The organism is Pseudoalteromonas sp. MB41 (genome assembly GCF_020966275.1).
GTDB classification, from domain to species: Bacteria; Pseudomonadota; Gammaproteobacteria; order Enterobacterales; family Alteromonadaceae; genus Pseudoalteromonas; species Pseudoalteromonas lipolytica.
The window spans coordinates 121,999-148,755 of record NZ_JAJJZF010000002.1 but is presented as its reverse complement, the minus strand read 5'-3'; the positions used below and the strand labels follow the sequence as shown (position 1 = coordinate 148,755).

Sequence of the window (26,757 nt, the reverse complement as noted above, 5' to 3'; positions counted from 1 at the left end):
TACTCCTTAATTATTCTGCGTGTTCTTTAGAGCAAGTGAAACCTTGCTGACAGGTTGTTTATTTAATGCGCTACAAATAGCCCAACCAGCTTTCGCCAGTCTTTCTAAATCAATTCCATGCTCTATGCCAAGCCCTTGCAGTAAGTAAACTACATCTTCAGTGGCAACATTTCCTGACGCTCCTTTGGCATAAGGGCAGCCACCAAGGCCTGCAACGGCACTGTCAACTGTTGAAATACCTCGCATTAGCGCGGTGTAAATATTTGTGAGCGCTTGCCCATAGGTGTCGTGAAAATGTACAGCGAGTTTTGACTTATCAATATGTTGCAGTAATAAATCTAATAACTCGTCCACTTTTTTTGCTGTTCCTACGCCAATTGTGTCACCAAGGCTAATTTCGTAACAACCCAAGTCTAATAAACGCTGCGACACCTTTAATACATCAGTGTAGTCAACGTCACCTTGGTAAGGGCAACCCATTACACAACTTACATAGCCACGAACACGAATATTATTTTCTTTCGCAAAGTCCATGACCTCTTTAAAGCGGTCAATACTTTCATCAATCGAGCAGTTAATGTTCTTTTGACAAAATGCTTCGCTGGCTGCGGTAAATATAGCAAACTCTTTAATGCCCACTTGATGAGCGGCTTCTGCACCACGTAAGTTAGGGGTTAGCGCACTTAAATTAACATTAGGTAAGTTTAATGCGTTGATCACATCACGTGAGTCAGCCATTTGCGGCACCCATTTAGGTGATACAAATGCTCCCGCTTCAATATCGTTAAGACCCGCGTTGGCTAGGGCGTTAATTAGTTCGATTTTATCTTGGCTGGTGACGGCTGCTTCATTTTGCAGTCCATCACGGGCACCCACTTCAACAATACGTACACACGCAGGGAACTGTGTCATACCGCCTCCTGTTCCTCGACTATGGCGAGCATATCGCCATGGCTCACTAATTCACCTTCACCAAAACAGTAGCTGGTTAATACACCATCATGTGGAGCATTAAGCGTGTATTCCATTTTCATTGCTTCGATAATTACAACCGCATCGCCTTTAACTACTTCGCTACCCACAGCAACAAGGTGTTTAACGACTGTGCCGTTTAATGGGGCCGCAAGAGGAAGTGCATCACTTTCATGTTCACTAATGTAGTGTTTATCGATGAGTTCAATCACTGTTTGCTGAGCGTTATACATTACAGTGATATGCGTGTCTGTTTGGATAACATGCGCGACAACTTTTTCACCATTAATGACTAAGCGAGCAAGGCCATTTTCAACAGTGCCTGAACTTGTATAGGCAACTGAGTTGAGGTTGATTTTAAAACCATCGGCACACTTTTCAGCTTGCACCGCAACATCAGCAAATGGGATTTTTGTTAGCGCAGCGCTGTTTAGCATAAAGCCAGTTAATTGCTGCCATGGACTCGCACTACTGCCTTTTAGTGTACTCATGTATGCAAATGCAGCGATTACTGTCGCGAGCGTATGTTGTTGCTCGTCTTTAGCGACTAATTGCGCACCTTGATCTTCAATAAAGTGTGTATCAGGCGCACCAGCTTGAAACGTAGGGTGGTTAGCAAGGTTGTGTAAAAAGTTAACGTTACAACTAAACCCAGCTAAATGAAATTGTTGCAGTGCTTTTGATAAACGACCAAGCGCAGCCTCACGGTTGTCATCGTGAACAATGAGCTTAGCAATCATTGGGTCGTAAAACGGGCTAATTTCATCGCCAGCGGCAATGCCAGTGTCTATGCGTACAAACTCTGATTCAGTCGGGGTGAATAGGGCATCAATACGGCCAGAACACGGGATAAAGTCATTGCTTGGGTCTTCTGCATAAATACGTGCTTCAAAGCTATGACCTTGCAGCTGAATATCCGCTTGTGACAGCGGCAGTTTTCCACCTGCAGCCACATTAATTTGCCAGCTTACTAAGTCAACGCCAGTGACCATTTCGGTTACCGGGTGCTCTACTTGTAAACGAGTGTTCATTTCCATGAAGAAGAACTCATCGCCACACAGTAAAAACTCAACAGTACCCGCACCACGATAGTTAATTGCTTGTGCACAGCGTACAGCGGCTTCACCCATTTCTTTTCGTAGCGAATCAGATAAACCCGGTGCCGGTGCTTCTTCAATTACTTTTTGATGGCGACGTTGTAAAGAACAGTCACGATCGCCTAAATAAACACAGTTACCATGATTGTCTGCAAATACTTGTACTTCAACATGACGGGGTTTAGTAACGTAACGCTCTAGAAGCACTAAATCATTACCAAAGCCAGCTTTAGCTTCACGCTTTGCCCCTTCAAGCGCACTGATAAAGTCTTTTGCATGCTCTACTACACGCATTCCTTTACCGCCACCGCCAAAGGCTGCTTTGATAAGGACAGGGTAGCCAATTTTTTCTGCTTCGGCTTTTAAAAATTCAGTGTCTTGGTTATCGCCATAATAGCCCGGCACTAAAGGGACATTGGCTTCGTGCATAATTTCTTTTGCACGCGTTTTAGAACCCATTGCTTCAATACTTGATGCTGGAGGACCAATAAATGCAATGTCGTTTTGCTCACAGGCTAGGGCAAACTCACTGTTTTCAGATAAAAAACCGTAGCCGGGATGAATGCAATCAACGGAGGTTTGTTTTGCAACGTCGATAATTTTATCTGCGACTAGGTATGAGTCTTTACTTGGTGCAGGACCAATGTGATAAGCCTCATCGGCCAGCTTTACATGTTGCGCGTGTTTATCTGCATCTGAATATACAGCAACCGTAGTTAGGCCCATTTGTTTTGCTGTGCGCATAACACGGCAGGCAATTTCACCACGGTTTGCAACGAGAATTTTTTTCAACGTTTTTGTTGTCATAATGGATCCTATTTCTGCCAATTTGGGCTGCGTTTTTCAAAAAATGCGCTAAGACCTTCTTGTCCTTCGTCTGATACACGAATACGCGCAATACGCTCTGCTGTTAAATCGATTAGTGTTTCATCAATGGCTTTACCCGCAACATCATTGATTAGCTGTTTGGCTGCTTTCACTGCAATAGGCCCATTATTAACAAGGCTTTGCAAGTGCTTGTCTAATGCTGTTTGTAAGTCACCGGTCACTTGATGAATTAAACCTAATTGTTTCGCTGTGTGTGCATCAAAGATTTCTGCGGTTAAAAAGTAACGGCGTGCAGCACGCTCACCAATCGCTTTGATCACATACGGACTAATCACAGCTGGAATTAAACCTAACTTCACTTCGCTTAAACAAAATTGTGCATCGTCTTGGCAAATAGCAATATCACAACAGGCTATTAAGCCTAACGCACCACCAAATGCAGCCCCTTGTACGGCACATAGCGTTGGATGAGGGCTTGTTGCAAGAACATGCATTAATTTGGCGAGTTGCTTTGAATCTGCGAAGTTTTCTGCAAAGTCATTGCCAGCCATCGACTTCATCCAATTTAAATCAGCGCCTGCAGAAAAATGCTTACCTTGTGTTTTTAATACCAAAGCACGTACATCACAGCTATTGGCGTGCTCAATGCACTGAATGAGTTCGCTAATCACGTCTTCATTAAATGCATTGTGTTTTTCTGGGCGGTTTAAAACGAGGACAGCCACATTTGATTTTGTTATTTGTAGTGTTACTGACATACGGCCTCCATTACATTCTAAATACGCCAAACTGAGAATCACGCTCTGGGGCGTTTTTAGCAGCACTTAAAGCAAGACCTAACACATTTCGTGTATCGGCAGGGTCGATAATGCCATCATCCCATAGTCGTGCACTGGCATAATAAGGATGACCTTGTTTTTCGTATTGCTCGATAATTGGCTTTTTAAATTCGCTAATTTGCGCATCAGTCATGCTTTCGCCTTTGCGGGCTAAACCGTCTTGCTTCACTTGAGCAAGTACGCCAGCTGCTTGCTCGCCACCCATAACCGAAATACGGGCATTAGGCCACATCCACATCATTGTTGGTTCAAACGCTCGGCCACACATACCGTAGTTACCCGCACCATAAGAGCCACCAATTAACACGGTGAATTTGGGTACGTCAGCACACGATACCGCGGTAACCATTTTTGCACCGTGTTTTGCGATACCTTCTGCCTCGTACTTTTTACCCACCATAAAGCCGGTGATATTTTGTAAGAAGACTAAAGGGATATTTCGCTGCGCGCACAACTGAATAAAGTGCGCACCTTTTTGAGCTGATTCACTAAATAAAATGCCATTGTTAGCAACGATACCAACAGGGTGGCCAAAAATTTTCGCAAAGCCCGTTACCAAGGTTTCACCAAAGTAGCGTTTAAACTCATCAAACGATGAGTCATCAACCACTCGTGCAATGACTTCACGTACATCAAATGGCTTTTTAAGATCAGTACCAACAATGCCGTAAATTTCGTTAATGTCGTAACGTGGAGGTTTTACGTCTTCAAGTAATGGTGCAGTAGGGCGCTGATAATTAATGCGCTCAATACATTGACGTGCAATAGACAGTGCATGTGCATCGTTTTCAGCATAGTGATCGGCCACACCCGATGTTTTACAGTGCACATCGGCACCGCCTAGCTCTTCAGCGCTAACTTCTTCACCTGTTGCGGCTTTTACAAGCGGTGGACCCGCTAAGAAAATAGTGCCTTGTTCTTTTACGATAATGCTTTCATCTGCCATTGCAGGCACATACGCGCCGCCAGCAGTACATAAGCCCATTACCACCGCAATTTGCGGAATGCCTTTACCCGACATACGTGCTTGATTATAGAAAATGCGACCAAAATGCAGTTTATCTGGGAATACATCGTCTTGTTCAGGCAGGTTTGCACCGCCCGAATCAACTAAATAAATACACGGTAAATGGCAGCGCTCTGCAATGTCTTGTGCGCGCAGATGCTTTTTCACTGTTAGTGGGAAGTATGTCCCTCCTTTAACAGTGGCATCGTTGGCGATGATCATACATTCAACGCCTTTAACACGACCAATACCCGCAACAACGCCTGCACATGGAATCGCTTGCTCGTAAACACCAAACGCCGCAAATTGAGAAATCTCTAAGAACGGCGAACCTTCATCTAATAATGTTTCGATACGATCGCGTACAAATAACTTACCACGGCCAACATGGCGTTCTATTAAAGCAGGGCCACCGCCTAAGCGGATATCGGCCACTTTTTCACGTAAGTCGTATACAAGGGCAGCCATGTTATCGTGATTTTGCAGAAATTGCGGATCGTGTGGATTAACACTCGATTTTAAAATCGTCATAACTTTAATCCTTATCGGCTTTCAGTGAATAATTCGCGACCAATCAGCATACGGCGGATTTCAGAAGTACCCGCACCAATTTCATAAAGTTTAGCGTCACGTAATAAACGGCCTGTCGCGTACTCGTTGATATAACCGTTACCGCCTAAGATCTGAATTGCATCTAATGCCATCTTAGTTGCCAGTTCTGCCGCATATAAAATGGTACCAGCCGCATCTTTACGCGTTGTTTCACCGCGATCGCATGCGCGAGCTACCGTGTAAACATATGAACGCGCTGCATTCATTTGCGTGTACATGTCGGCAATTTTGCCTTGAATTAATTGGAATTGACCAATTGGGCTATCGAACTGTTTACGTTCATGAATGTACGGTACAACAATGTCCATACAGGCTTGCATGATACCAAGTGGACCCGCGGCTAATACAACACGCTCGTAATCAAGGCCACTCATTAAGACTTTTACGCCTTCGTTTAAGTTACCTAAAATGTTTTCTTCTGGTACTTCACAGTTTTCAAATACAAGTTCACAAGTATTCGAACCGCGCATACCCAGTTTGTCTAGTTTTTGTGCGGTAGAAAATCCAGGTGTGTTGCGCTCAACGATGAAAGCAGTGATCCCTTTAGGGCCTGCATTTAAATCGGTTTTGGCATAAATAACGAACGTGTCAGCATCGGGACCATTGGTGATCCACATTTTGTTACCGTTAAGAACAAATACGTTGCCTTTTTTCTCGGCCTTTAATTTCATTGATACTACGTCAGAACCTGCATTGGGTTCACTCATAGCAAGCGCACCAATGTGTTCACCGCTGATAAGCTTTGGTAAGTATTTTTCTTTTTGCGCTTGTGTTCCATTACGGTTTATTTGGTTTACACATAAGTTTGAATGAGCACCATAACTTAGGCCAATTGAGGCACTTGCACGGCTAATTTCTTCCATGGCAATAACATGTTCTAAATAGCCTAAACCCGCACCGCCAAATTCTTCAGCTACCGTCATTCCTAATAAACCCATTTCGCCAAGTTGTGGCCAAAGTTGATTTGGGAACGTGTTGTCTAAATCTGTTTGTTCAGCAAGAGGGGCAATCTCTTGGCTTGCGAAGCTATTAACGTGATCACGGATCATGTCTGCGGTTTCGCCAAGTCCGAAGTTCATTTCTTTATAAAGTGAAATAGTGCTCATAATATGTGTTCCTGTGAGAGTCTGTTGACGCGTATAAAAAGGGTGTCAGGTTATTCGTCTAGGTTATTGAGGGTTTCACGACAGCGACGTTCAGCGGTGACTAATTCCATAAGAACAACTTTAATGTCGTCCATTTGTTGGCTTAAATCCGCTTTCTTTTCTGCAATAAGGTCAAGCATAGTCACTAACTGTTTAGCGCTTGATTTATCTGCGTCGTAAAGTTCAAACAAACGGCCGGTTTCGGCAAGTGTAAAGCCTAAGCGTTTACCTCGTAGGATCAGTTTTAGCCTTACTTTGTCACGTTTCGAGTAAATACGGGTTTGACCGTTTCTCTCAGGTGAGATCAAGCCTTGGTCTTCATAGAAGCGAATAGAGCGCGTTGTAATATCAAATTCTTTTGCTAGTTCGCTGATACTAAACGTTTGCTCATTGCTGGCAGGCTCGACTGCTGCACTTTCAAAGTTTGTTTGATTGTCTTGTTTCATGATTTATTTACCTCATTCGAATAACACCAATATAAGTGAAGTTTACGTAAAGGTAAAGAGCCATTGTGAAGTTATACTTTAGACTTATAAGGTTAGCGCTCAAAATTTATTGCAGCGCCTTATTTATATGGCTTTGTGAGGAAATGTTTGATTTTTAATACAGCAAAATACAGATAAGTTTACAGTTTTACCGGCCGCAAAAAAGTTGATTTTAGATTTACGTTGGCGTAAACGTAAATATTATGTATGCTGAATTAAATCGAAATTAAACTATAACAAATTAACTGTTTGGTTACACATGATTTGAACACATGATGATAACCACTAACATGGAGCCAATTATGATTACTGAAGCCGTTGTTATTGTTGCCGCAAAACGCACACCTATGGGTGGGTTTATGGGCGCACTTAGTGGCGCACACGCAACTGATTTAGGGGCGACTGCCATTAAAAGCAGTTTAGAGCACGCGGGATTATCTGCGGATAAAATCGACGAAGTGATTATGGGCTGTGTATTACCGGCAGGTTTAGGTCAAGCACCAGCGCGTCAAGCAATGTTAAAAGCGGGCCTAAATCAAGGCACCGGTGCAACGACGATCAATAAAGTATGTGGCTCAGGTTTAAAAGCGGCGATGTTCGCGCATGATCTAATTAAGTCTGGCTCTATTAATGTTGCTGTTGCTGGTGGTATGGAAAGCATGAGTAATGCGCCTTACATGCTACCTAATGCACGTGGTGGTATGCGTATGGGTCACGGTGAAGTGAAAGACCACATGATGTGTGATGGCCTCGAAGATGCTTATGACAACAAAGCAATGGGCTGTTTCGCACAAGACACCGCTGATCAATATTCAATTGGCCGTGAACAAATGGATAACTTTGCATTAAGCTCGTTAACCAAAGCCAATGCCGCCATTGAATCAGGTGCGTTTGAGAGCGAAGTTGCTGCACACACTATTTCAACGCGTAAAGGCGATGTAACGGTTTCTATTGATGAGCAACCAGGTAATGCTCGCCCAGATAAGATCCCAGGCTTACGTCCTGCATTCAAAAAAGATGGCACTATTACGGCGGCTAACTCGTCGTCAATTTCTGATGGTGCTGCTGCTCTTGTATTAATGCGTGAGTCTGACGCACACGCACAAGGTTTAACACCGCTTTGTCGCATTGTTGCTCACAGCACACATTCACAAGCCCCTAGCGAGTTTACATTAGCACCTGTTGGTGCAATGAAGTCATTACTAGATAAAGCAGGTTGGTCTGTAGAAGACGTTGACCTTTGGGAAATCAATGAAGCATTTGCCATGGTAACTATGCTTGCAATCAACGAGCTTAAACTCAACGAAAGCAAAGTGAATGTTAACGGCGGTGCATGTGCATTGGGTCACCCAATTGGTGCCAGCGGCGCACGTATTTTAGTCACCCTAATTCATGCATTAAAGAATCGTGGTCTTAGCAAAGGCGTTGCCTCACTGTGTATTGGTGGTGGTGAAGCGGTTGCGATGGCAGTCGAAGCTATTTAAGCATTTTTTAGTCTCTCACAGCCGCAACGTATTTTAAAAACTATCATGTTGCGGCCTCTTAATACCCACTGGGGAGGAGTGCCTCATGCACCAAGTACCTTTATTTATCAACGGCGAATTTACCCAATCAAGTTCAACGCAGCTTATTGATGTTATTAATCCTGCAAACCAAGAAGTTTTAGCACAAGTGCCTTGTGCAACAGATGCCGAAATGGATGCCGCAATTGCTTCGGCTAAAGAAACGTTTAAAACGTGGAAAGAAGTGCCTATTTCTGAACGTGCGCGCATTATGATGAAATATGCCGCGCTATTAAAAGAAAATCACGATGAGCTAGCAACGATTATTTGTCATGAACTGGGCAAAACATTCGAAGATGCGAAAGGTGATGTATGGCGTGGTATCGAAGTTGTTGAACAAGCCGCAAATGCGCCTTCGTTAATGATGGGCGAAACCATGGAAAACGTGGCGCGTAAAATCGATACATACTCGTATATGCAACCGCTTGGTGTGTGTGCTGGTATTACGCCGTTTAACTTTCCTGCGATGATCCCACTGTGGATGTTCCCACTGGCTATTGTGTGTGGTAACACGTTTATTCTTAAGCCATCAGAGCAAGACCCACTTACACCAATGCGTTTAGCCGAGCTGTTTGTTGAAGCGGGTGCCCCTAAAGGTGTTTTACAAGTTGTTCATGGTACTAAACCACAAGTAGACCGCTTACTAGAAGACCCTGCTGTACGTGCAATTTCATTTGTGGGTTCGTGTGGAGTCGGTGAGTATATTTACTCAAAAGGCACTGCGAATCTTAAACGTGTTCAAGCTTGTGTTGGCGCCAAAAACCACATGGTTATCATGCCTGATGCGAGTAAATCACATGTTGTAAACAACCTAGTAGGTGCTTCGGTTGGTGCTGCGGGTCAGCGTTGTATGGGTATTTCGGTTGCTGTTTTTGTTGGTCAAGCGAAAGACTGGGTTGATGAAATTAAAGCGGGTTTTGAAAACGTGCGCCCAGGTGTGTGGGATGATGCGAATGCAGCATATGGTCCGCAAACATCAAAAGCGGCAAAAGACCGTATTTTATCGCTTATTGCAGGCGGTAAAGCACAAGGTGCAACCTGTTTAATTGATGGCTCAGACTTTACTGTTGAAGGGTATGAGCAAGGTAACTGGGTTGGTCCAACGTTATTCACTGATGTTACAACCGAGATGGACTTATACAAAGAAGAAATCTTTGGTCCAGTACTGGCGTGTATGTTTGTTGATACGCTTGAAGAAGCAATCGCGCTAATTAACAACTCACCATACGGTAATGGTACGTCATTATTTACCTCAAGCGGTGCAGCCGCACGTAAATTCCAACACGAAATCGAAGTAGGCCAAGTAGGCATTAACGTGCCAATTCCGGTGCCACTGCCGTTTTTCTCATTCACTGGTTGGAAAGGATCTTTCTATGGTGATCAACACACGTATGGCAAACAAGGTATTCGTTTTTACACTGAAACGAAAACCATTACGTCTCGTTGGTTTGAGGACGATATTGCCTCGGGTCCGAACATGAGTATTAACCTTAAATAAGCGCCGGTAAGCGCGCTTTATAAGGAATGAGCGAGGCTGTCCTCGCTCTTTAAACACCGATTTATACAAAGAATAAGACAACAATTTAAGAGGTCTACTATGGACTTTAATTTAACCGAAGATCAGCAAGCCTTTGCTGAAACAGCCCGTCAGTTTGCAGAGTCTGAACTGGCACCTTACGCCGCTAAATGGGATCAAGAACACATTTTTCCAAAAGACACCATTAAGGCAGCGGGTCAGCTTGGTTTTTGTGGTTTATACACGCCAGAAGAAGCGGGTGGTTTAGGGTTATCTCGCCTAGATTCAAGCATTATTTTTGAACAGCTTGCGATGGGGTGTACAGCAACCACCGCCATGCTAACGATTCATAATATGGCAACCTGGATGGTAGCAAGCTTCGGTACCGATGCAGTAAAAGAAAAATACTGCGAACAACTTGTCATGGGTGAATTACTTGCCTCGTATTGCTTAACCGAGCCGGGTTCAGGTTCTGATGCTGCATCACTTAAAACAAAAGCCGTTAAAGAAGGCGACGAGTATGTGATTTCAGGCTCTAAGATGTTTATCTCTGGAGCGGGTGAAACTGACTTATTAGTGGTTATGGCACGCACCGGTGGTGAAGGTGCTGCAGGTATTTCGGCATTTGTGGTTCCTGCAGATGCAGCCGGCGTTGAGTATGGTAAAGCCGAAGAAAAAATGGGCTGGAATGCACAACCAACACGCTTAATTAGCTTTGAAGACGTGCGTATTCCTGCTGCAAACTTACTGGGTCAAGAAGGCGAAGGTTTTAAATTTGCGATGCAAGGCCTAGATGGCGGTCGTATTAATATTGCAACGTGTTCGTTAGGTACGGCGCAAGCTGCACTTAATACAGCGCGCGAGTATTTAAAAGAGCGTGAGCAATTTGGCAAGCCTTTAGCCGCTTTCCAAGCGTTGCAATTTAAAATTGCTGACATGAACACGGAGCTTGTAGCTGCGCGTCAAATGGTACGTTTAGCGGCGTTTAGACTGGATACGGGCGACAGCGAAAAAACCACCTACTGTGCAATGGCAAAACGCTTTGCCACTGATGTTGGCTTTAAAGTATGTGATGATGCACTGCAAATTCACGGTGGCTATGGCTATATCAAAGAATACCCACTAGAGCGTCATTTTAGAGATGTGCGAGTACATCAAATACTTGAAGGTACAAATGAAATTATGCGTGTGATTATTGCGCGCCGTATTTTAGCTGAATCAGCTAACGACATTCTATAAGGAGCGTACTATGTCCAATCCATCTATCGATCTTGTTATTGAAGGCAACGTAGCGGTGTTAACAATGAATAACCCGCCTGCGAATACCTGGACACACGATACACTTACCGCCTTAAAAGACACGGTGACAGAGTTAAATGCCAATAAAAACGTGTATGCATTGGTTATCACAGGTCAAGGCGAGAAGTTTTTTAGTGCCGGTGCCGATTTAAATGTGTTTGCAAGTGGCGATAAAGGCGTTGCGGCAACCATGTCTAAAGTATTTGGTGACGCATTTGAAGCATTAACAAACTTCCGTGGTGTTTCAATTGCTGCAATAAATGGCTATGCCATGGGCGGCGGTCTTGAAGTTGCCCTAGCGTGCGATATTCGTATTGCAGAGCAACAAGCACAAATGGCGCTACCTGAAGCAAAAGTAGGCTTACTGCCTTGTGCTGGCGGGACGCAAAATCTTGCGTGGTTAGTGGGCGAAGGTTGGGCAAAACGCATGATCTTATGTGGTGAGCGTTTAAAAGCCGACAAAGCACTTGAAATTGGACTTGTTGAAGAAGTTGTTGCACAAGGCGAAAGTTTAAATGCAGCAATGGCGCTGGCTAATCAAGTAGCTGAACAGAGTCCTGTTGCTGTTACTGCGTGTAAAAAACTCATTCAAAAAGGCCGTACTCAGCCTATGGCTCATGCATTACCGCTTGAGCGTGAACTGTTTGTTCAACTTTTCGACAGCAAAGACCAACGCGAAGGTGTGAACGCATTCTTAGAAAAGCGTAAAGCAAACTGGGTAAACGGCTAATGAGTAATTTAACACTACTAAATCATCAAGATGCGCCAGTGGTGTTCGAAACTGCAGAGGCCGCTAGCGGCCTCATTGCAATTGCAACACTTAACGCGCCAAAGTCGTTAAATGCATTAAATTACGACATGATCCAGTTACTTGAGCCACAGCTTAGAAAGTGGGCTGACGATGACTCAGTAGCGATGGTTATTTTAAAAGGTGCAGGTGAAAAAGCGTTTTGTGCCGGTGGCGATGTGGTGAGTTTACACAAAGCGATGAGCACAGGTGAGCCTGCCAGCTACATTGAAGATTTCTTCACGCTAGAGTACAAGCTTGATTACCTAATACACTGCTACGAAAAACCCATTATGTTATGGGGTAACGGTATTGTGATGGGCGGGGGCCTTGGCTTAATGGCGGGGGCAAGTCATCGAGTCGTAACTGACACTTCTCGAATCGCGATGCCTGAACTCACTATTGGTTTATACCCAGATGTTGGCGGCAGTTACTTTTTACATAAAATGCCAGATCAAGTGGGCCTATTTTTAGGTTTAACGGCGGCCTCTATTAATGCTGAAGATGCATTATTTGTAAACTTAGCCGATCATTATGCAACGGCCGATAAATTTGATGCCATTTTTTCTGCTATCACTGCTGAAAAATGGGGTAAAACAGCCTCATTAAACCATGAAAAGCTGACTCAAATTTTAGTCTCTATTGATAACATTTCAGGTCGAGTACCAAAGGGGAATGTGAAAGCTAACCTAGCAGTTATTCAAAAGCTTGCTGAGTTTGAAACCCTAGAAGACAAAATTGACTATATACAAGCAATCGACACAGAAGATAAATGGCTGTCACGTGCTCAAAAATCGTTGGCACATGGTTGCCCGCTGAGTTGTGCATTGGTAGAGCGTCAACTTGCTGCATCGAAAGGCAAAACACTTGCCGAGTGTTTTAAAATGGAGCTTGGTATGTCGGTACGATGCGGTGAAGTAGGTGAATTTCAAGAGGGTGTGCGTGCTTTATTAATTGATAAAGATGGCGCACCTAATTGGCAATTTAAGTCACTATCAGACATTGAACCTGATTTACTAGAAAGCTTTTTTACATCACGCTGGGATGAGCAATCTCACCCACTCAATGTGTTAACCAAGGGGTAATACAGATGGCTAAATTAACAATAGGTTTTATTGGTTTAGGCAATATGGGTGGCCCAATGGCGGCTAACCTAGTTAATGCCGGCCACACAGTACGCGTATTTGATTTAAATAAAGCGGCGGTCAGCGAGCTTGAAGCAAAAGGCGCAATGGCCGCAAGCGATGCAGCTGAATGTGCTATTGGTGCCGATATTTTTATTAGTATGCTACCAGCAAGCAAGCATGTTAAGTCGCTTTATCTTGGTGAAACGGGCTTAATTAATTTACTAGATAGTAAAACACTGGTTATTGATTGCTCAACCATTGATGCTGAATCAGCTCGTCAAGTAGGCAGCGAACTGGCACAAAAAGGCATTGATTTTGTTGATGCGCCGGTTTCAGGTGGTGTTGCAGGTGCAACCGCGGGTACGCTGACCTTTATTGTCGGTGGTGAGCCACGTCACTTTGAAAAAGCCAAGCTTGCATTGGTTGATATGGGCAAAAATATTTTCCATGCGGGTGATATTGGCGCAGGCCAAGTGGCTAAAATATGTAACAACATGCTGCTTAGTATTTTGATGGCAGGGACAAGTGAAGCTCTGCAAATGGGCATTAATAATGGCTTAGACCCCAAAGTATTGAGTGACATTATGACCGCCAGCTCAGGCCGTAACTGGACCTTAGAGCTTTATAACCCGTGCCCAGGTGTGATGGAAACCGCACCGGCTAGTAATGATTATAAACCGGGCTTTATGGTTGATTTAATGGCAAAAGATTTAGGTCTTGCTATGGAAGCAGCCCAGCAAAGTAATTCATCAACCCCAATGGGGTCAATGGCTAAAAATTTATACACCATGCTGCAACACCAAGGTGCAGGCAGTGATGATTTTAGTGCCATTTTTAAATTATTCTCGAAGTAGGAGTGTGTTGTGGAAATTAAAAACAACAACATCGTTATTACTGGTGGTGCGCAAGGTTTAGGCTTTGCGATGGCCGAAAAGTTTGCATCGCTTGGCGCAAATATTGCGCTGATTGATATGCAACAAGACATCCTCGATACCGCGGTATCTGCCTTGGCTAAATACGGCACAAAAGTACAAGCCTATGCAGCAAATGTGACTGATGAAGATGCAGTCGTTACAACATTCAACACGATTAATAATGACTTTGGTCATATTGGTGTGCTTATCAACAATGCGGGTATTTTACGTGATGGTATGTTTATCAAAGCGAAAGAAGGCAAAGTGGTTGATAAGATGTCGCTTGCCCAATTTCAGTCTGTTATTGATGTAAACCTGACGGGCGTGTTTTTAGCCGGACGTGAAGCAGCAAGTCACATGATTGAGTCTGGTAAAGGTGGCGTTATCGTTAATATGTCGAGCGTTGCACGAGCAGGTAATATTGGTCAAACAAACTATGCTGCTTCTAAAGCGGGTGTTGTTGCCATGACAACGGGCTGGGCGAAAGAGCTAGGCCGCTTTGGAATTCGTGTGGGTGCAATTGCACCGGGTGTTATTCGCACCGCAATGACCGATGCAATGAAGCCAGAGGCAAAACAGCGCATGATGGCTGTAACCCCAGTGGGTCGCTTTGGTGAAGCAGAAGAAATTGCACAAACGGCACAGTACATTGTTGAAAACGATTTCTTTACAGGCCGTGTTGTTGAAATAGACGGCGGTATTCGACTTTAATTTCAATTACCCATTGAATACCAAAACGGTAAGCTTAGCTTGCCGTTTTTTTGTTTTTAGATTAGGGTGAGTTTTTGATTAATAAGGAAATTACAATGACAACAGAGAACGTTAAAGCTTCACTGATGAAGGGAATAACAGCACAATTTACGTTAGGCAAGCATGTCATTGAATATTGGGGGTCAGCCTATACCGGTAAAGAGACCTTAAAAGTCGATGGTGAATTAATAAAAGAAGCCCGTAGTTTTAAAACTTCCTCTTGCCATGAATTTGATATTGATGGTAAAGCCTGCAAGCTAGATGTAATCGTAAAGCCCTTTAGAAAATCTACCGCAGTTATTTCATTAATGTGTGATGGCGTTTTAGAACAAAGCTATCAGCTAAAGTACGGTACAATACGAAAAGTTGCATGGTATTTTAAAGCGATTCAACTTATGGGGTTTTTTGCTCTAGGCTGGATGTTTATGAGAGACGTAATAAGTGTGATGGAGTTAATTATTCTTGCAGGCATCATTTTAACTGTTTCAGAACTGTTTTTTAAACAACATGGTTGGACCATTGAAAAGCAAAATCCTTGTAATTAACTTACCAACATTCAATAATTAAACGGCTAATAATGCCGTTTTTATTTTGAGAGATGCAGTGAATCCCAAACAAATCCGCAATTTTTATATCAACGAAGAACAGTCTGTATACTTACTGTCTCACCATGATGCAAAAAAGCACCGTCGATGGCTCAACATATGTATTAAACAATTAACCTTGCTTGGTTACACGCAAGTTGAGCTAATTGGTTCAGGGGCATTTGGTTTTGTTTTTGCGGGGATTGATGATGAAGGCGTGCCATGGGTATTTAAGTTTTCGCGGATAACACTGGCACAAAGCGTTCGCGACCGCCTAGAAGACGAAGCTTACATGCTTTCTCAAGTAAATAACCCCTTGGTGCCGAAGTTTTACGCCTTTGAAAGAATAAAAAAGCAAGGCATCTTAATGATGGAACGCGCCCTTGGCGAAGATTTAGAAAAAATATCCATCAAGCAAGGGCGTTTTAGTGCAGCAAAAATTATGTCGCTAGCGCTTAAGCTCAGGAATGTACTGGTTGATTTGCGTGAGCACAAAAATGGCATTAGCCCACAACCCATTGTGCATGGTGATATTAAGCCTTCTAATATCGTGTATGACGAACAAAGTAATAAATTATCTTTGGTTGATTGGGGCAGTTCTGTGTATGCCCAAATCGACAGTGAAGGGAATCCGGTTGCCAGCAATTTTATGGATTTAATGTCGGCAGATATAAGCACCACCAACGCACGTATGGGCGATGTGTACTTTATTGGTGATGAGCAGATGTCGGGCGGTCAATCATCGCCACGGTTTGACGAGCAAGGCGTTGCATCAACCTTGTATGCATTAGCATCTGCACAATCATGCCGCTTTGGCGCAAAAGTTATTCCTGCCACCAGTCTTAACTTACCCATTGAGCTTGCACGGGTAATTGATGGCATGCTTTCAAAAGATAAAGCAACGCGAGATGGTGCGGGCGATTACTTTATGCGTAATATGCCAACCATGGCTAAAGCATATTTACCAGAGCTGCCGCGTGAGCTGATACGCCCCTATATTCCCTACTGGTTTAGCGACATAGACGAGCACCCTGATACCGTAGTATACAGCTCGCGTAAACAGTTTTTGCGCCAAGCTGATCATAATCAACAACTGCTCGATGTAAATGATGCACAGCTTGATAGATACTATAAAGAGTTCTTATTTGATACCGGCGATACCGAAAAAGCATTTTTGGCTGCAATCAGTCGATTAGCTAAATACCCGGTAGTAGGGGGCTTAAGTTTTCACTGGAAAGAAAACTCCGTGTTTGTTGAGTCATCCTTAATTTTGCATGACGAAAGCTTAGGCACTGCCTTTACAGACGCTATAAATAATACCGTGATGCTTGCTCAAGGTATTGAACAAAAAGGCCTGTTTAAGTGTTGCTTATTCGATGCGCGTAAAACTATTCAATTAGAACGTGACGGCACAGGGGCCTTTAAGTTTGAACATTTACCAGAACTTGATTACGAAGTGATGGATGTACAGGCCTCTGATGTAACGCGACCACACTCGTACTTTGAAGACGGCAAAGACCCCGATGAGCAACTACAACTGCCTAAAAAAGTGATTAAATGCGTATTTGAGCTAAACCAAATACATCACACAGGCTGTATCATTTTTGAAGCTTTGCCAGATAGAATGAAAATTCACCATTACTACCGCTTACTTGACGCCAGTAAAGAACCTGAATTTAAGCGCTTACTTAGTAAGTTGATGCAATATGCTGTTAGCATTACCGATGTAGGCGTTGCTGGTTTTATGAAACTCCCGTATAAAAACACCCGTGAATTTGACTTATGTGCCAAACAACCCGATGAATTCTACCCACGAGATCCAAAAAGAGTCGCTCTGTAATGCGCTGGGCTTAACATAGCCAAACAAAGCCAAAATACAGAACTCACTTTTTTACCTGCCACTTTATAAAGACGTCGCGTAAGTTGTTTTACCGCTCACTTAGCCATTTCTAATACCAATATCAATCCGCAGTAATAGAACATCATTTTGGTATCAACGATGTTTTATTGTCTCAAGAGTACTTAATTTAGCGAATTGGTACAATTTTCTTACGTGCAATCCACTGATTTAAAGGGAGCAAAATTGGCCTAAGACTTAGTTTTAATTGATGGGTTTCAGGTGCAGGCACGGTAATTTACATAATACTGTGTTTTTATACAGTTGCTGGTACTTGTGCCCAATAATATTAAGTACACTGTTTTGAAGTCTAAATATACTTTTTAATTATGTGTTTACAAAGATGTTTATGTGTAGAAAGATGGGTGTATGAAAAATAAGCCATTAAATGCGTTATGAAGCAGTAAAGTGGTTGGGTAACAAAGGGCATGTAAGGAGTAATTATGACATTCGAAGATGCACAAAAAGATATGAATACTTCTTACTGTGGTGGTGGAACCGGCGTTTTAGCATCTGGGGTTATCTGGTGTTTAGCGGGAATAGTTGCACTTCAATACTCATATCAATCTAGCATGCTCGCGCTTTTTTTTGGTGGGATGTTTATACATCCTATCGCTATATTTTTATCAAAAGCACTGAAGCGTTCAGGAAAACATAATGCTAAAAATCCGCTCGGAAAACTTGCTTTAGAAAGTACGATAATTTTATTTGTTGGGTTGTTTATTGCCTTTGCTGTAGCAACGTTAAAGCCTGAATGGTTTTATCCAATTATGCTAATGATAATTGGTGTACGTTATTTAATTTTTAATACTTTATATGGCACAAAAGTGTATTGGATTTTAGGGGCTCTGCTTATGATATCTGGCGCGCTGTGCATATTTTTCGCAAGTCATTTTGTAATTGGTGCGTTTATAGGGGCTGCATTAGAAATCGTGTTTGCGGTCGTTATTTTAAATCAATCAAAAAATTTGCATCTAAAAACAACATAACACGCCTTGCTTGTGTGAATTTTAACTGGCAGTTATACAGATTTGAGAATTGGAGAAACATGGAAGAACTTTACCTAGAAATAGCGTTTACGCTCTGAACACTTATTAAAACGCTGTTTATAGTTAAATCGGTTGTCGTTCATGCCACAGCGATAAAACTCATTTTACAAGGAAGAGAAAATTATGCGTTATTTAATACTTATCTTATTTATTCCATTTTTTACTTTAGCTGAAAGCAATCCACAACTAAAAAAGGAATTAATGCAAATGGAAATTCAAGATCAAAGTATCCGCAATAAAATAGGAAAAGTTGGCTGGCAAAATCCCCCCAAAGAACTCATAAACCAGCTAAAGATAATAGATGAAGCTAATACAACTAAGCTAAAAGCTATTATCAAAGAACATTCATGGCTAACAAAAGAACTGGTCGGTATTGAAGGAGTGAGTGCTGCTTTTTTAATAATTCAGCATTCATCAGATATTGAATTTAAAGCAAAAATGCTTCCGTATTTAGAGACATCATATTTAAATAATGAAGGTATAACGGGACAGCAACTTGCCCTACTAACTGATAGGGTCCTTATTGCTCAGGGCAACAAGCAACTCTATGGCACTCAGGCTGACTTAATCGAGGGTCAAATAGTATTTAGTCCTATTGAAGACAAGGCTAATGTTGATAAACGTCGAGCAAAAATGAAAATGCCACCACTCGATTTTTATAAAAAGTTAATGGAAGAAATGTACGGTATAAAAGATCACCCTGAAATAGATCTTAATTAATACAACGTTAAGCTCTTTTAAGACAGGTTTTCGGTGGGATCTTAATGGTAGAAATGAAAAAGTTTATTTTACTGGTTTTAGCTGTGCTTACTTTGACTTCTTGTAGCAAGCCTTTGCCAGCGGATAAGTTATCTTACGTAGGTGAGTGGGAAAGCAAAGAAATGTACTTGCTTATCCATCAAGACGGTACGGTGGTATATGAGAGGGTCCAAGATGGTGGGTCAACATCTATAAATGCGCCGTTAAAAGAGTTTATAGGAGACGACTTTGTAGTAGGTGTGGCTTTTTTAACCTCTAATTTCGATGTGACAGAAGCACCACATTTGGTTGGTGACGAATGGGTAATGGTTGTTGATGGCGTGAGATTAACAAAAAACCAAGGTTATTAGATATTGCTGTAAATATTTATAGGAACTTACTTAAATAATTAATATTAGGTTGTTTTTATTATAAGAGATTCTTACTTTAGAAGCGTGTGTTTGCGTTATTTAGTGTTTCAAAAGGGATGTTATGAATAAATTATTATTTTTTATTGTTTTTTTCGTTATTAGTAATGCTCAAGCAGCTGACGCGACTTATTTCTCAGAACTAAAAGCCGAGCTTGATCAGGCTGTACCAAAGATTTTAGATAAGCATAAAGCCCCTGGTGTTGCCGTTGCCTTTGTTCAAGGCGAAGAGGTTACCGGATTTCTTTCTTATGGCTTTGCAGATATTGAAAGTCAAAAAGCCATTACAGAAAATACCATGTTTAATGTAGGCTCAATATCAAAAGTAGTGACTTCGTGGGGGGTTATGCAGTTGGTGGATCAAGGTAAAGTTGAACTTGATAAACCAATAAATAATTATTTAAAACGCTGGAAGATACCTAAGTCTGAGTTTGGAACTGAAAATGTAACGTTAAGAAATGTTCTGTCGCATACATCGGGCTTGTCTCTCGGTCCTTACTTTGGCTGGGGCTCACCGACAGATGTTCCTTCGATTGTAGATTCATTAAATGGCAAGAATAATGGTGCAGGCGATGTAAAATTAATACATACACCAAATACAAAATGGTCATACTCAGGTGGTGGGTACTCTATTGTTCAGTTACTCATAGAAGATGTATCGGGTTTAAGTTTTGAAGACTATATGCAGAAAAATGTACTTAAGCCGCTCGGAATGAATAACTCAACATTTAATGTAACACCTGCTGTTATGAGTAAATCAGCAACACCGTATGATGAAAATGCAAAGAAAACATCCATGATCTACTTTGCTGAGCAAGCCGCTGCGGGTTTACAAACAACTGCTATTGATTTAGCACGATTTAATTTAGCCGTGCTTAAAAATAAGGAAAATAAATACAATGGCTCTCGTCTTATATCACAAGCTTTAATTAAAGAAATGATTACACCTGTAGCAAATACAGGGGGTCGCTGGAGTATGAGTTATGTTGTCGATTCAGAAAATAAAAGTTTAGGGTTCGCTGGATTTAACCAAGGGTGGATAGCGTTAACACGGTCGATTACAGACCAAAATAGAGGCTACGTAATACTTACCAATAGCAGCATAGGAAGCGTTAGTAATGATATTGATAGTCTTATTTTATCTAAACTGCGCAAGCCTAAAAGTGAGTAGTTTATAGCAACTAAGCTTACTTAATAGGTATTTTTGATACTTAATAAGGTGGTTATGTTGAAAAGCATAGAGATAATAACAATCTATTTAGTATAGAGCTCAATAATAGGGAGTCGTACTGATGAAACGCTTTCCCATGTCTTTATACAATTTACAAAAGTGATGGTTTGGAAAGTGAAGCCGGAGGGTACGTATGCGAAACTTTATTACTAAGCAACTAATACCATTCCGCAAAAATACTTAATCATTTTGAGTGATTAAACCAGTCGCTACCTGCGTTAAAAATTTCTGATTTAGAACAACTAAATAACTAAATTTTTGCCTTGTTATCAACGCGGTTTTATTGCCTCAAAATAGACCACTTAATTAAGCGTAATGGTATAACACCAAAAAATTCCTTGGCCCTAGTTATTTATCGATAGTTAAGCTACAAATTTATGTTTCAGTTTTAAAAGCGTTTGCGGACCGGTTTTTCGGCGTAATTAATTAAATGAAGGAAAGTACGATGAATGGAAGTGAAATTTTGTCAGGTGGCGGTCAATATGTGATTGGTTTAGGGACCTTAGCATTATTAAATGCAGGCTTAGCTCAAAGTAAAAACAGAAGTGGGCTATTATGGTTTTTTATATCCTTGCTCTTAGGGCCATTAGCAACATTTTTATTAGTTGTTCTGGATAAACAACCAAACAGAAATTACTAAAAATTATTAGCATGGATACAATCAGGCAATTTAAATTCAATTACGCTTGATTACATTAAATTTTTGTCGACGAATAAACAGCCCCTTATAAGGGGCTTAAAGGTGAAAATGAATCTATTATTTGTTTGTTCAGAAAATCGTTTGCGCAGTCCTACCGCAGAAGAGGTGTTTTCTGAATACGAAGGTATTAATGCGATAGGGTGCGGAACAAACCTCGATTCTGAAACACCTTTATCTGGTGATCTTATCGAATGGGCAGACGTTATTTTTGTGATGGAAAAAACTCACAAAAATAAAGTATCGAACAAATACAAAGAACTACTTAAAGGAAAGAAACTTGCCTGCCTAGAAATTCCTGATAATTATCAACGGATGCAACCAGAACTTATTAAATTGCTAACAAGCAAGGTGCCAAGGTACGTTCGATTGTAAATGATATCAAGTGTCTAAAATCATCAGTGTGTTACCTTAGATTTATACAAATATTGATATGGGATTATTGTCAATGGCTGACGCGGCATGTAATGAAAAAGAGAGAATTGAAGCACTTTTTGATACTTTATAAGATGACTATGTTGAAAAGCATAGAGAGAATAACAATCTATTTAGTATAGAGCTCAATAATAGGGAGTCGTACTGATGAATCAATTAACTGAAAAAACGATTGCGTGTCCGTATTGTGGTGAACACATTGATGTATTATTGGACCCCGCTGATGTTGATCAGCAATACATAGAAGATTGCCAAGTTTGTTGTAAGCCTATTAATTTTTTGGTTTTTGAAAGCGCTGATGAAACGCTTTCAGTGACAGTATCCAGTGATGATGCTGGTTATGGGTTTGCGTCTTATTAGATTACGGATTGTTAGCTATTTTTATGCTTAACGCTACATTAAACAAAAACCTGCATATTGCAGGTTTTTGAATGTTAAAGTTTTATGGCTTCTGAGCTTCTATGATCTCAGTGATCCCCTCAGCGGAGAGTATTTCTATCCAATATCCATCTGGGTCTTTAATAAAGGCTAAGCCTTTCATTGAGCCATCATCAGGCTTTTTCACAAACTCAACATCATATTTAGCAAAGCGTTCACAGGCTGCGTATACGTCAGGCACGCTAATACCAATATGACCAAACCCTTTGGGTTCGTTATTACCATTATGGTAACCCTCAAAGCTGTCGTCGTTTTCAGTGCCCCAATTATGTGTAAGCTCTATAAGCGCTGGGCGGCGAAATACCCACTGTGCTTTTTCTTTATCAGTCCCTTTTGGTATAGCTTGCTCATAGCCTAAAAAGTACAGTGTAAATTCCATTGCCGGAAAATCGTACTTGCCTAATAGTTTCATTCCTAAAACGTTTTGGTAAAACTCTAATGAAGGCTTAGGATCTTTTATACGCAGCATTGTTTGTTGCATTACGTAATCTTGTGTCGCATTTGCGATTTGTTCTGGCGATTCATTGTAGTCAGACATACATGTCCTTTGAAAAGTTAGAGGTGAAAAAACATAAATGTAGTGTAGTAATCATAATCAACCTTCATTGAAATTTAAACCATGATACGTAAAGGCTATCTAATAAAGTGAACTACTTTCTTTAAAATAGGTGTATCTGTTTATGTCACTTAATACACGGGCCGATGCTATTAAAGATTGAGCAGATATTTATAAACCAAGGAGGAAATAACGATGTGGGTTTTACGAAAACGTCTAACAAATTGACTTAAATTGATTGGAACTTTGATTAGTACTTTTTTAACAGATACTTTTTAACTGGTACTTTTTAACTTGTACTTTTGACAGCTACTTTTGATTAGTCGTAAAAAAGCAGAGAAACAACCTAAATAAGCCGCTCTTAAAAACGGCTCATTTAAACTTAAAACATGAAGCTAGATTAATTACCCCAAGGGTTGCTAGCACTTGAACGCTGTTTACGCGCACGGGCTTTTTGTTTCGCTTCTTTTTTCTCATGAATGCGTTTTGCATCAGTAAAACTAAGCTCACACGGCTCACCAGGTTTTTGATCTGCTGGGATCACGCGATCGCGTGGTGGTAGCTCGTAGTTAACGTCATCAGGGCGCGGTAAGTTTTTTAGGCGGTACAGATAAAAGTTCTCGACCTTTTCTTGCGCCCATTGAGTTTTTCGCAAAAACTTAACGGCAGATTTTACATCAGGGTTATTTTTAAAGCAGTTTAAACGCAGGTAGGCATGGAGTAATTCCCAGCCATACTGGTCAACAAGTTCAGTGACAACCTGCTCAATGCCCACACCCTGTAGTGGGTTATTGCTGAAAATTTCTTTATTACTCATTCGACTGTCCTGTATTTCTCAAAACTAGGGTAAGTATAATTGCCTTTACCCTAGTTTTATACCTAACGAAGCAAGAAACTGTATTTTGAGTGGTTATTCTTTACAGTTAACCACAACACGGCCACGTATTTCGCCTTTTAATAACGCATCAGCATGGCTAATGGCGTCTGATAATGGAATTTCTCGCGAAATTGTATCTAGATACTCAGGCTCGACTAACTCGCTCAGACGTTGCCATGCTTCGATACGGTCAGCTTTAGGGCGCATAACACTGTCTATACCTATTAAGCTGATACCACGAAGAATGAATGGCGCAACGGTTGCTGGGAAATCCATGCCTTGTGCTAAACCACAGGCTGTAACAACACCCCCATAGTTAATTGATGCACAGACATTTGCCAGTGTATGACTACCTACCGAATCAATGGCTGCTGCAAATTGCTCTTTGGTAAGTGGTTTACCGGCAGTGGAGAACTCATCGCGTGATAAAACACGTTTTGCTCCGAGTTTTTGTAAGTGTTCGGCCTCGTTCATACGACCCGTTGTTGCTACAACGTCAAAACCGAGCTTATTGAGTAAGTAGATGGCAAAACTTCCCACTCCACCATTTGCTCCAGTCACTAATACTTCGCCGCTTTGTGGGCTAATACCGTGCTTTTCAAGCGCAATAATACTCAGCATTGCGGTGTAGCCTGCGGTGCCAATTTGCATTGCTTGTTTAGGGGTTAAATTAGCGGGGAGGGGAATGAGCCAATCGCTCTTGATTGAGGCTTTTTCGCTAAGACCGCCTAAATACTTTTCGCCAACACCAAAGCCATTTAATAATACGGTGTCGCCCGGTTTAAATTCGTCAGAATCGGACTCGCTAACCGTGCCTGCAAGGTCAATACCTGGGATCATAGGAAATTGTCTTACCACTGGTCCTGCACCCGTTATCGCCAGAGCATCTTTATAATTGAGGGTGCTGTAGTCAACATCAATATTAACATTATGCTGGTGGATGCTCTCAACAGGAAAATCTGTGTAATTGGCGTGATAGCCTTGATCATCTTTATTTATAACTATCGATTTGGCTGATGTTGTCATGGTTGACTCCTTTTAGACCGATCGTCTTTTAATGGTTAAATTAAAACCGTTAATTGATTTATAACGGCTTTATAAGATTAAACGTAAAAATTGTGCTGTATAAAGGGTAAGGGGTTCGCTTGATTTATCAAGCTTTGAGCGCATAACGGCACCTTCCCAGCCAATCCAAAAAAATTCAGCAAGCATTTTGCAGTCTGTTGATTTTGCGATTTGTTTTTGTTCTTTCGCTTCAATTAAACACTGCTCAACTAATTGCTGCCAATGCGCATACGCTTGTTTAATGCTGGCTATCATTGCGTCATCAAGGTGGCTGAGCTCTTGGTTAAGATTGCCAATAAGGCACCCTCGTTTAAACGCATATTTTGCCATGCCTTGTTTGGCATCGTTAGCAAATAAAACAACGCGTTCAAGTGGACTAATGGCGCTATTAGTGAGATGGCGTTTAAGCTTTGCTTGAAAGTAACTGTCGTAAGCATCAATTAAGGCTAAACCAAAATCATTTTTACTTTTAAAGTAATGATAAAAAGAGCCTTTAGGCACTTGCGCCGACTTTAAAATTAAATCGATACCTGTGGCGCTAAAGCCTTTTTCAGTTAATACAGCTAACCCTGTATTAATTAGCAATGCGCGGGTATCTGCATTTGAGCGCTCAATTTTTGGGGGCCTGCCACGACGGCTTGGCTGTATTATTTTTGTTTCCATAGCTCAATATTAGACCGATCGGTTTTTAACATGCAAGCAATTTGTTGTCTAAATTGTAATCATAATAAAAATGTCATAATTACAAATTAATGGGGAACTTTACTGAAATAGCCTGTGTCACAAATAATGGCTATGCAATTTATAGCTCGTTTTTACTGTATTTATAGGTGGTTTGAAATATAGAGGTATGACCACTTAAAGGTTTTAAATGTTAATTCAGTTGATCATCAGCACGTTACTCATTGTCAATTTATTTAATTGCTTTTGTCATTTGAATTTAACAGTTTTATTAACTATTCATTAAATGTAGATGTCAATTTCGCTACATATCTATAAATATAAAAGGTGAGGATATTACCTATGAAGAGACAGAAAAGAGATCGTTTAGAAAGAGCTCATTCTCAAGGTTATAAAGCAGGCTTGGCAGGCCGTTCCAAAGAACAATGCCCTTATCAACAAATTGACCCTAAATCAGAATGGTTAGGTGGATGGCGAGAAGCAATAGAAAACCGAAACATGTTCAAAACTTAAAATAGGCATCTTATTTACGCAAAAAAGCCCCAAAAGGGGCTTTTTTGTTTCTGCATTATGGGGTTATTAGAATGCAGTTGTATCTTGGAAAAGACCTACTTTAAGATCTTTTGCTTCATAGATTACACGACCGTCTACTTCTACAGTACCGTCAGCCATACCCATGAACAATTTACGCTTGATAACACGCTTCATATCTAAACGGTAAGTTACTTTTTTAGCCGTTGGTAAGATTTGACCAGTAAATTTAACTTCACCTACACCCAGTGCACGACCAAGACCAGGGCCACCTGACCAGCCAAGGAAAAAGCCAACTAATTGCCACATTGCATCTAAACCAAGACAACCCGGCATTACTGGATCACCTTTAAAGTGGCAGTCGAAAAACCAAAGATCAGGGTTGATATCAAGTTCAGCAACGATTTGACCTTTACCGTGTTCACCACCATCGGCAGTGATAGAAACGATACGATCCATCATTAACATGTTATCGCTTGGAAGACGACAATTGCCTTCGCCAAACATTTCACCTTGACCACAAAGGACCAATTCTTCTTTTGTATAGCTGTTTTTAGGTTCCATAACTCTTTTTCATCGCTTAGAAATTGCCCCGTACTTTAGCGTACACT

28 protein-coding genes are annotated in these 26,757 nt (G+C 41.4%); 17 read left to right on the top strand and 11 right to left on the bottom strand.

Translation table 11 applies throughout. From position 1 onward, the window contains the following. Positions 1-6: 6 nt before the first annotated feature. The 6 genes from LPA49_RS04335 to LPA49_RS04310 are packed head-to-tail and all read right to left on the bottom strand — an operon-like array spanning position 7 to position 6,945. Positions 7-912 (bottom strand): hydroxymethylglutaryl-CoA lyase, encoded by a 906-nt coding sequence (locus LPA49_RS04335; RefSeq protein WP_118844254.1) that lies wholly within the window; start codon positions 910-912, stop codon positions 7-9. After that, a complete protein-coding gene (locus LPA49_RS04330) occupies positions 909-2,876 on the bottom strand; it encodes an acetyl/propionyl/methylcrotonyl-CoA carboxylase subunit alpha (RefSeq protein ID WP_230235658.1) in 1,968 nt (655 codons plus the stop codon). Before LPA49_RS04330 ends, LPA49_RS04335 begins: the two co-directional genes overlap by 4 nt. A gap of 8 nt (positions 2,877-2,884) precedes the next feature. Further along, complete coding sequence (locus tag LPA49_RS04325; RefSeq protein WP_036968466.1) at positions 2,885-3,655, bottom strand: enoyl-CoA hydratase/isomerase family protein; 771 nt, start codon at positions 3,653-3,655, stop codon at positions 2,885-2,887. A gap of 10 nt (positions 3,656-3,665) precedes the next feature. Beyond that, a complete protein-coding gene (locus LPA49_RS04320; RefSeq protein WP_230235657.1) occupies positions 3,666-5,273 on the bottom strand; it encodes a carboxyl transferase domain-containing protein in 1,608 nt (535 codons plus the stop codon). 11 nt (positions 5,274-5,284) lie between these two features. After that, positions 5,285-6,460, bottom strand: coding sequence for an isovaleryl-CoA dehydrogenase (locus tag LPA49_RS04315; RefSeq protein ID WP_230235655.1), 1,176 nt, complete (start codon positions 6,458-6,460; stop codon positions 5,285-5,287). A 50-nt stretch (positions 6,461-6,510) separates the two neighbouring features. After that, positions 6,511-6,945, bottom strand: a complete 435-nt coding sequence (locus LPA49_RS04310; protein WP_036968456.1) for a MerR family DNA-binding transcriptional regulator — start codon at positions 6,943-6,945, stop codon at positions 6,511-6,513. 341 nt (positions 6,946-7,286) lie between these two features. On the opposite strand from LPA49_RS04310, the gene LPA49_RS04305 reads away from it, so the two are divergent. From LPA49_RS04305 to LPA49_RS04230, 16 genes are all read left to right on the top strand, one after another. Further along, entirely contained in the window at positions 7,287-8,468 is a 1,182-nt protein-coding gene (locus LPA49_RS04305; protein WP_230235653.1) for an acetyl-CoA C-acyltransferase, read from the top strand. Positions 8,469-8,553: 85 nt separating this feature from the next. After that, positions 8,554-10,044 carry a CoA-acylating methylmalonate-semialdehyde dehydrogenase gene (locus LPA49_RS04300; RefSeq protein WP_065979912.1) on the top strand — a complete coding sequence of 497 codons (1,491 nt, stop codon included), beginning with the start codon at positions 8,554-8,556 and terminating at the stop codon, positions 10,042-10,044. Positions 10,045-10,143: 99 nt separating this feature from the next. Beyond that, positions 10,144-11,301 carry an acyl-CoA dehydrogenase family protein gene (locus LPA49_RS04295; RefSeq protein WP_230235651.1) on the top strand — a complete coding sequence of 386 codons (1,158 nt, stop codon included), beginning with the start codon at positions 10,144-10,146 and terminating at the stop codon, positions 11,299-11,301. Positions 11,302-11,311: 10 nt separating this feature from the next. Further along, on the top strand, positions 11,312-12,091 hold the full coding sequence (locus tag LPA49_RS04290; protein WP_230235643.1) for an enoyl-CoA hydratase: 780 nt from the start codon (positions 11,312-11,314) through the stop codon (positions 12,089-12,091). Beyond that, a complete protein-coding gene (locus LPA49_RS04285; RefSeq protein WP_065979915.1) occupies positions 12,091-13,233 on the top strand; it encodes an enoyl-CoA hydratase/isomerase family protein in 1,143 nt (380 codons plus the stop codon). Before LPA49_RS04290 ends, LPA49_RS04285 begins: the two co-directional genes overlap by 1 nt. A gap of 5 nt (positions 13,234-13,238) precedes the next feature. Further along, positions 13,239-14,129, top strand: a complete 891-nt coding sequence (gene mmsB, locus LPA49_RS04280; protein WP_065979916.1) for a 3-hydroxyisobutyrate dehydrogenase — start codon at positions 13,239-13,241, stop codon at positions 14,127-14,129. 9 nt (positions 14,130-14,138) lie between these two features. Then, positions 14,139-14,900, top strand: a complete 762-nt coding sequence (locus LPA49_RS04275; RefSeq protein ID WP_230235641.1) for an SDR family oxidoreductase — start codon at positions 14,139-14,141, stop codon at positions 14,898-14,900. Positions 14,901-14,995: 95 nt separating this feature from the next. Beyond that, positions 14,996-15,484 carry a hypothetical protein gene (locus LPA49_RS04270; protein WP_180311551.1) on the top strand — a complete coding sequence of 163 codons (489 nt, stop codon included), beginning with the start codon at positions 14,996-14,998 and terminating at the stop codon, positions 15,482-15,484. 58 nt (positions 15,485-15,542) lie between these two features. Next, a complete protein-coding gene (locus LPA49_RS04265) occupies positions 15,543-17,363 on the top strand; it encodes a serine/threonine protein kinase (protein WP_230235640.1) in 1,821 nt (606 codons plus the stop codon). 500 nt (positions 17,364-17,863) lie between these two features. Then, positions 17,864-18,409, top strand: coding sequence for a hypothetical protein (locus tag LPA49_RS04260; protein ID WP_036968432.1), 546 nt, complete (start codon positions 17,864-17,866; stop codon positions 18,407-18,409). A 183-nt stretch (positions 18,410-18,592) separates the two neighbouring features. Then, positions 18,593-19,189 carry a DUF6624 domain-containing protein gene (locus LPA49_RS04255; protein WP_230235638.1) on the top strand — a complete coding sequence of 199 codons (597 nt, stop codon included), beginning with the start codon at positions 18,593-18,595 and terminating at the stop codon, positions 19,187-19,189. Positions 19,190-19,233: 44 nt separating this feature from the next. Next, a complete protein-coding gene (locus LPA49_RS04250; protein WP_227006818.1) occupies positions 19,234-19,578 on the top strand; it encodes a hypothetical protein in 345 nt (114 codons plus the stop codon). 121 nt (positions 19,579-19,699) lie between these two features. Next, on the top strand, positions 19,700-20,806 hold the full coding sequence (locus tag LPA49_RS04245; protein WP_230235636.1) for a serine hydrolase: 1,107 nt from the start codon (positions 19,700-19,702) through the stop codon (positions 20,804-20,806). Positions 20,807-21,311: 505 nt separating this feature from the next. Further along, positions 21,312-21,506 (top strand): antitermination protein NusB, encoded by a 195-nt coding sequence (locus LPA49_RS04240; protein WP_075593573.1) that lies wholly within the window; start codon positions 21,312-21,314, stop codon positions 21,504-21,506. Between the two features lie 108 nt (positions 21,507-21,614). Further along, positions 21,615-21,938 (top strand): low molecular weight protein tyrosine phosphatase family protein, encoded by a 324-nt coding sequence (locus tag LPA49_RS04235; RefSeq protein WP_075593572.1) that lies wholly within the window; start codon positions 21,615-21,617, stop codon positions 21,936-21,938. Between the two features lie 207 nt (positions 21,939-22,145). Continuing rightward, positions 22,146-22,358: a CPXCG motif-containing cysteine-rich protein gene (locus LPA49_RS04230; RefSeq protein ID WP_074988217.1), complete on the top strand. Its 213-nt coding sequence runs from the start codon at positions 22,146-22,148 to the stop codon at positions 22,356-22,358. 82 nt (positions 22,359-22,440) lie between these two features. Here the strand turns inward: LPA49_RS04230 and gloA are convergent, their stop codons facing one another. From gloA to LPA49_RS04210, 4 genes are all read right to left on the bottom strand, one after another. Beyond that, on the bottom strand, positions 22,441-22,974 hold the full coding sequence (gene gloA / locus LPA49_RS04225; RefSeq protein WP_036968417.1) for a lactoylglutathione lyase: 534 nt from the start codon (positions 22,972-22,974) through the stop codon (positions 22,441-22,443). A gap of 418 nt (positions 22,975-23,392) precedes the next feature. Next, entirely contained in the window at positions 23,393-23,809 is a 417-nt protein-coding gene (locus LPA49_RS04220) for a VF530 family DNA-binding protein (RefSeq protein WP_036968414.1), read from the bottom strand. A gap of 93 nt (positions 23,810-23,902) precedes the next feature. After that, positions 23,903-24,895: an MDR family oxidoreductase gene (locus LPA49_RS04215; RefSeq protein ID WP_230235626.1), complete on the bottom strand. Its 993-nt coding sequence runs from the start codon at positions 24,893-24,895 to the stop codon at positions 23,903-23,905. Positions 24,896-24,964: 69 nt separating this feature from the next. Beyond that, positions 24,965-25,597 (bottom strand): TetR/AcrR family transcriptional regulator, encoded by a 633-nt coding sequence (locus LPA49_RS04210; RefSeq protein WP_230235624.1) that lies wholly within the window; start codon positions 25,595-25,597, stop codon positions 24,965-24,967. Between the two features lie 360 nt (positions 25,598-25,957). On the opposite strand from LPA49_RS04210, the gene rmf reads away from it, so the two are divergent. Next, entirely contained in the window at positions 25,958-26,128 is a 171-nt protein-coding gene (gene rmf / locus LPA49_RS04205; RefSeq protein ID WP_036968408.1) for a ribosome modulation factor, read from the top strand. 66 nt (positions 26,129-26,194) lie between these two features. Here rmf and fabA read toward each other — a convergent pair whose 3' ends face one another. After that, complete coding sequence (fabA, locus tag LPA49_RS04200; protein WP_036968405.1) at positions 26,195-26,710, bottom strand: bifunctional 3-hydroxydecanoyl-ACP dehydratase/trans-2-decenoyl-ACP isomerase; 516 nt, start codon at positions 26,708-26,710, stop codon at positions 26,195-26,197. Positions 26,711-26,757: the final 47 nt, after the last annotated feature.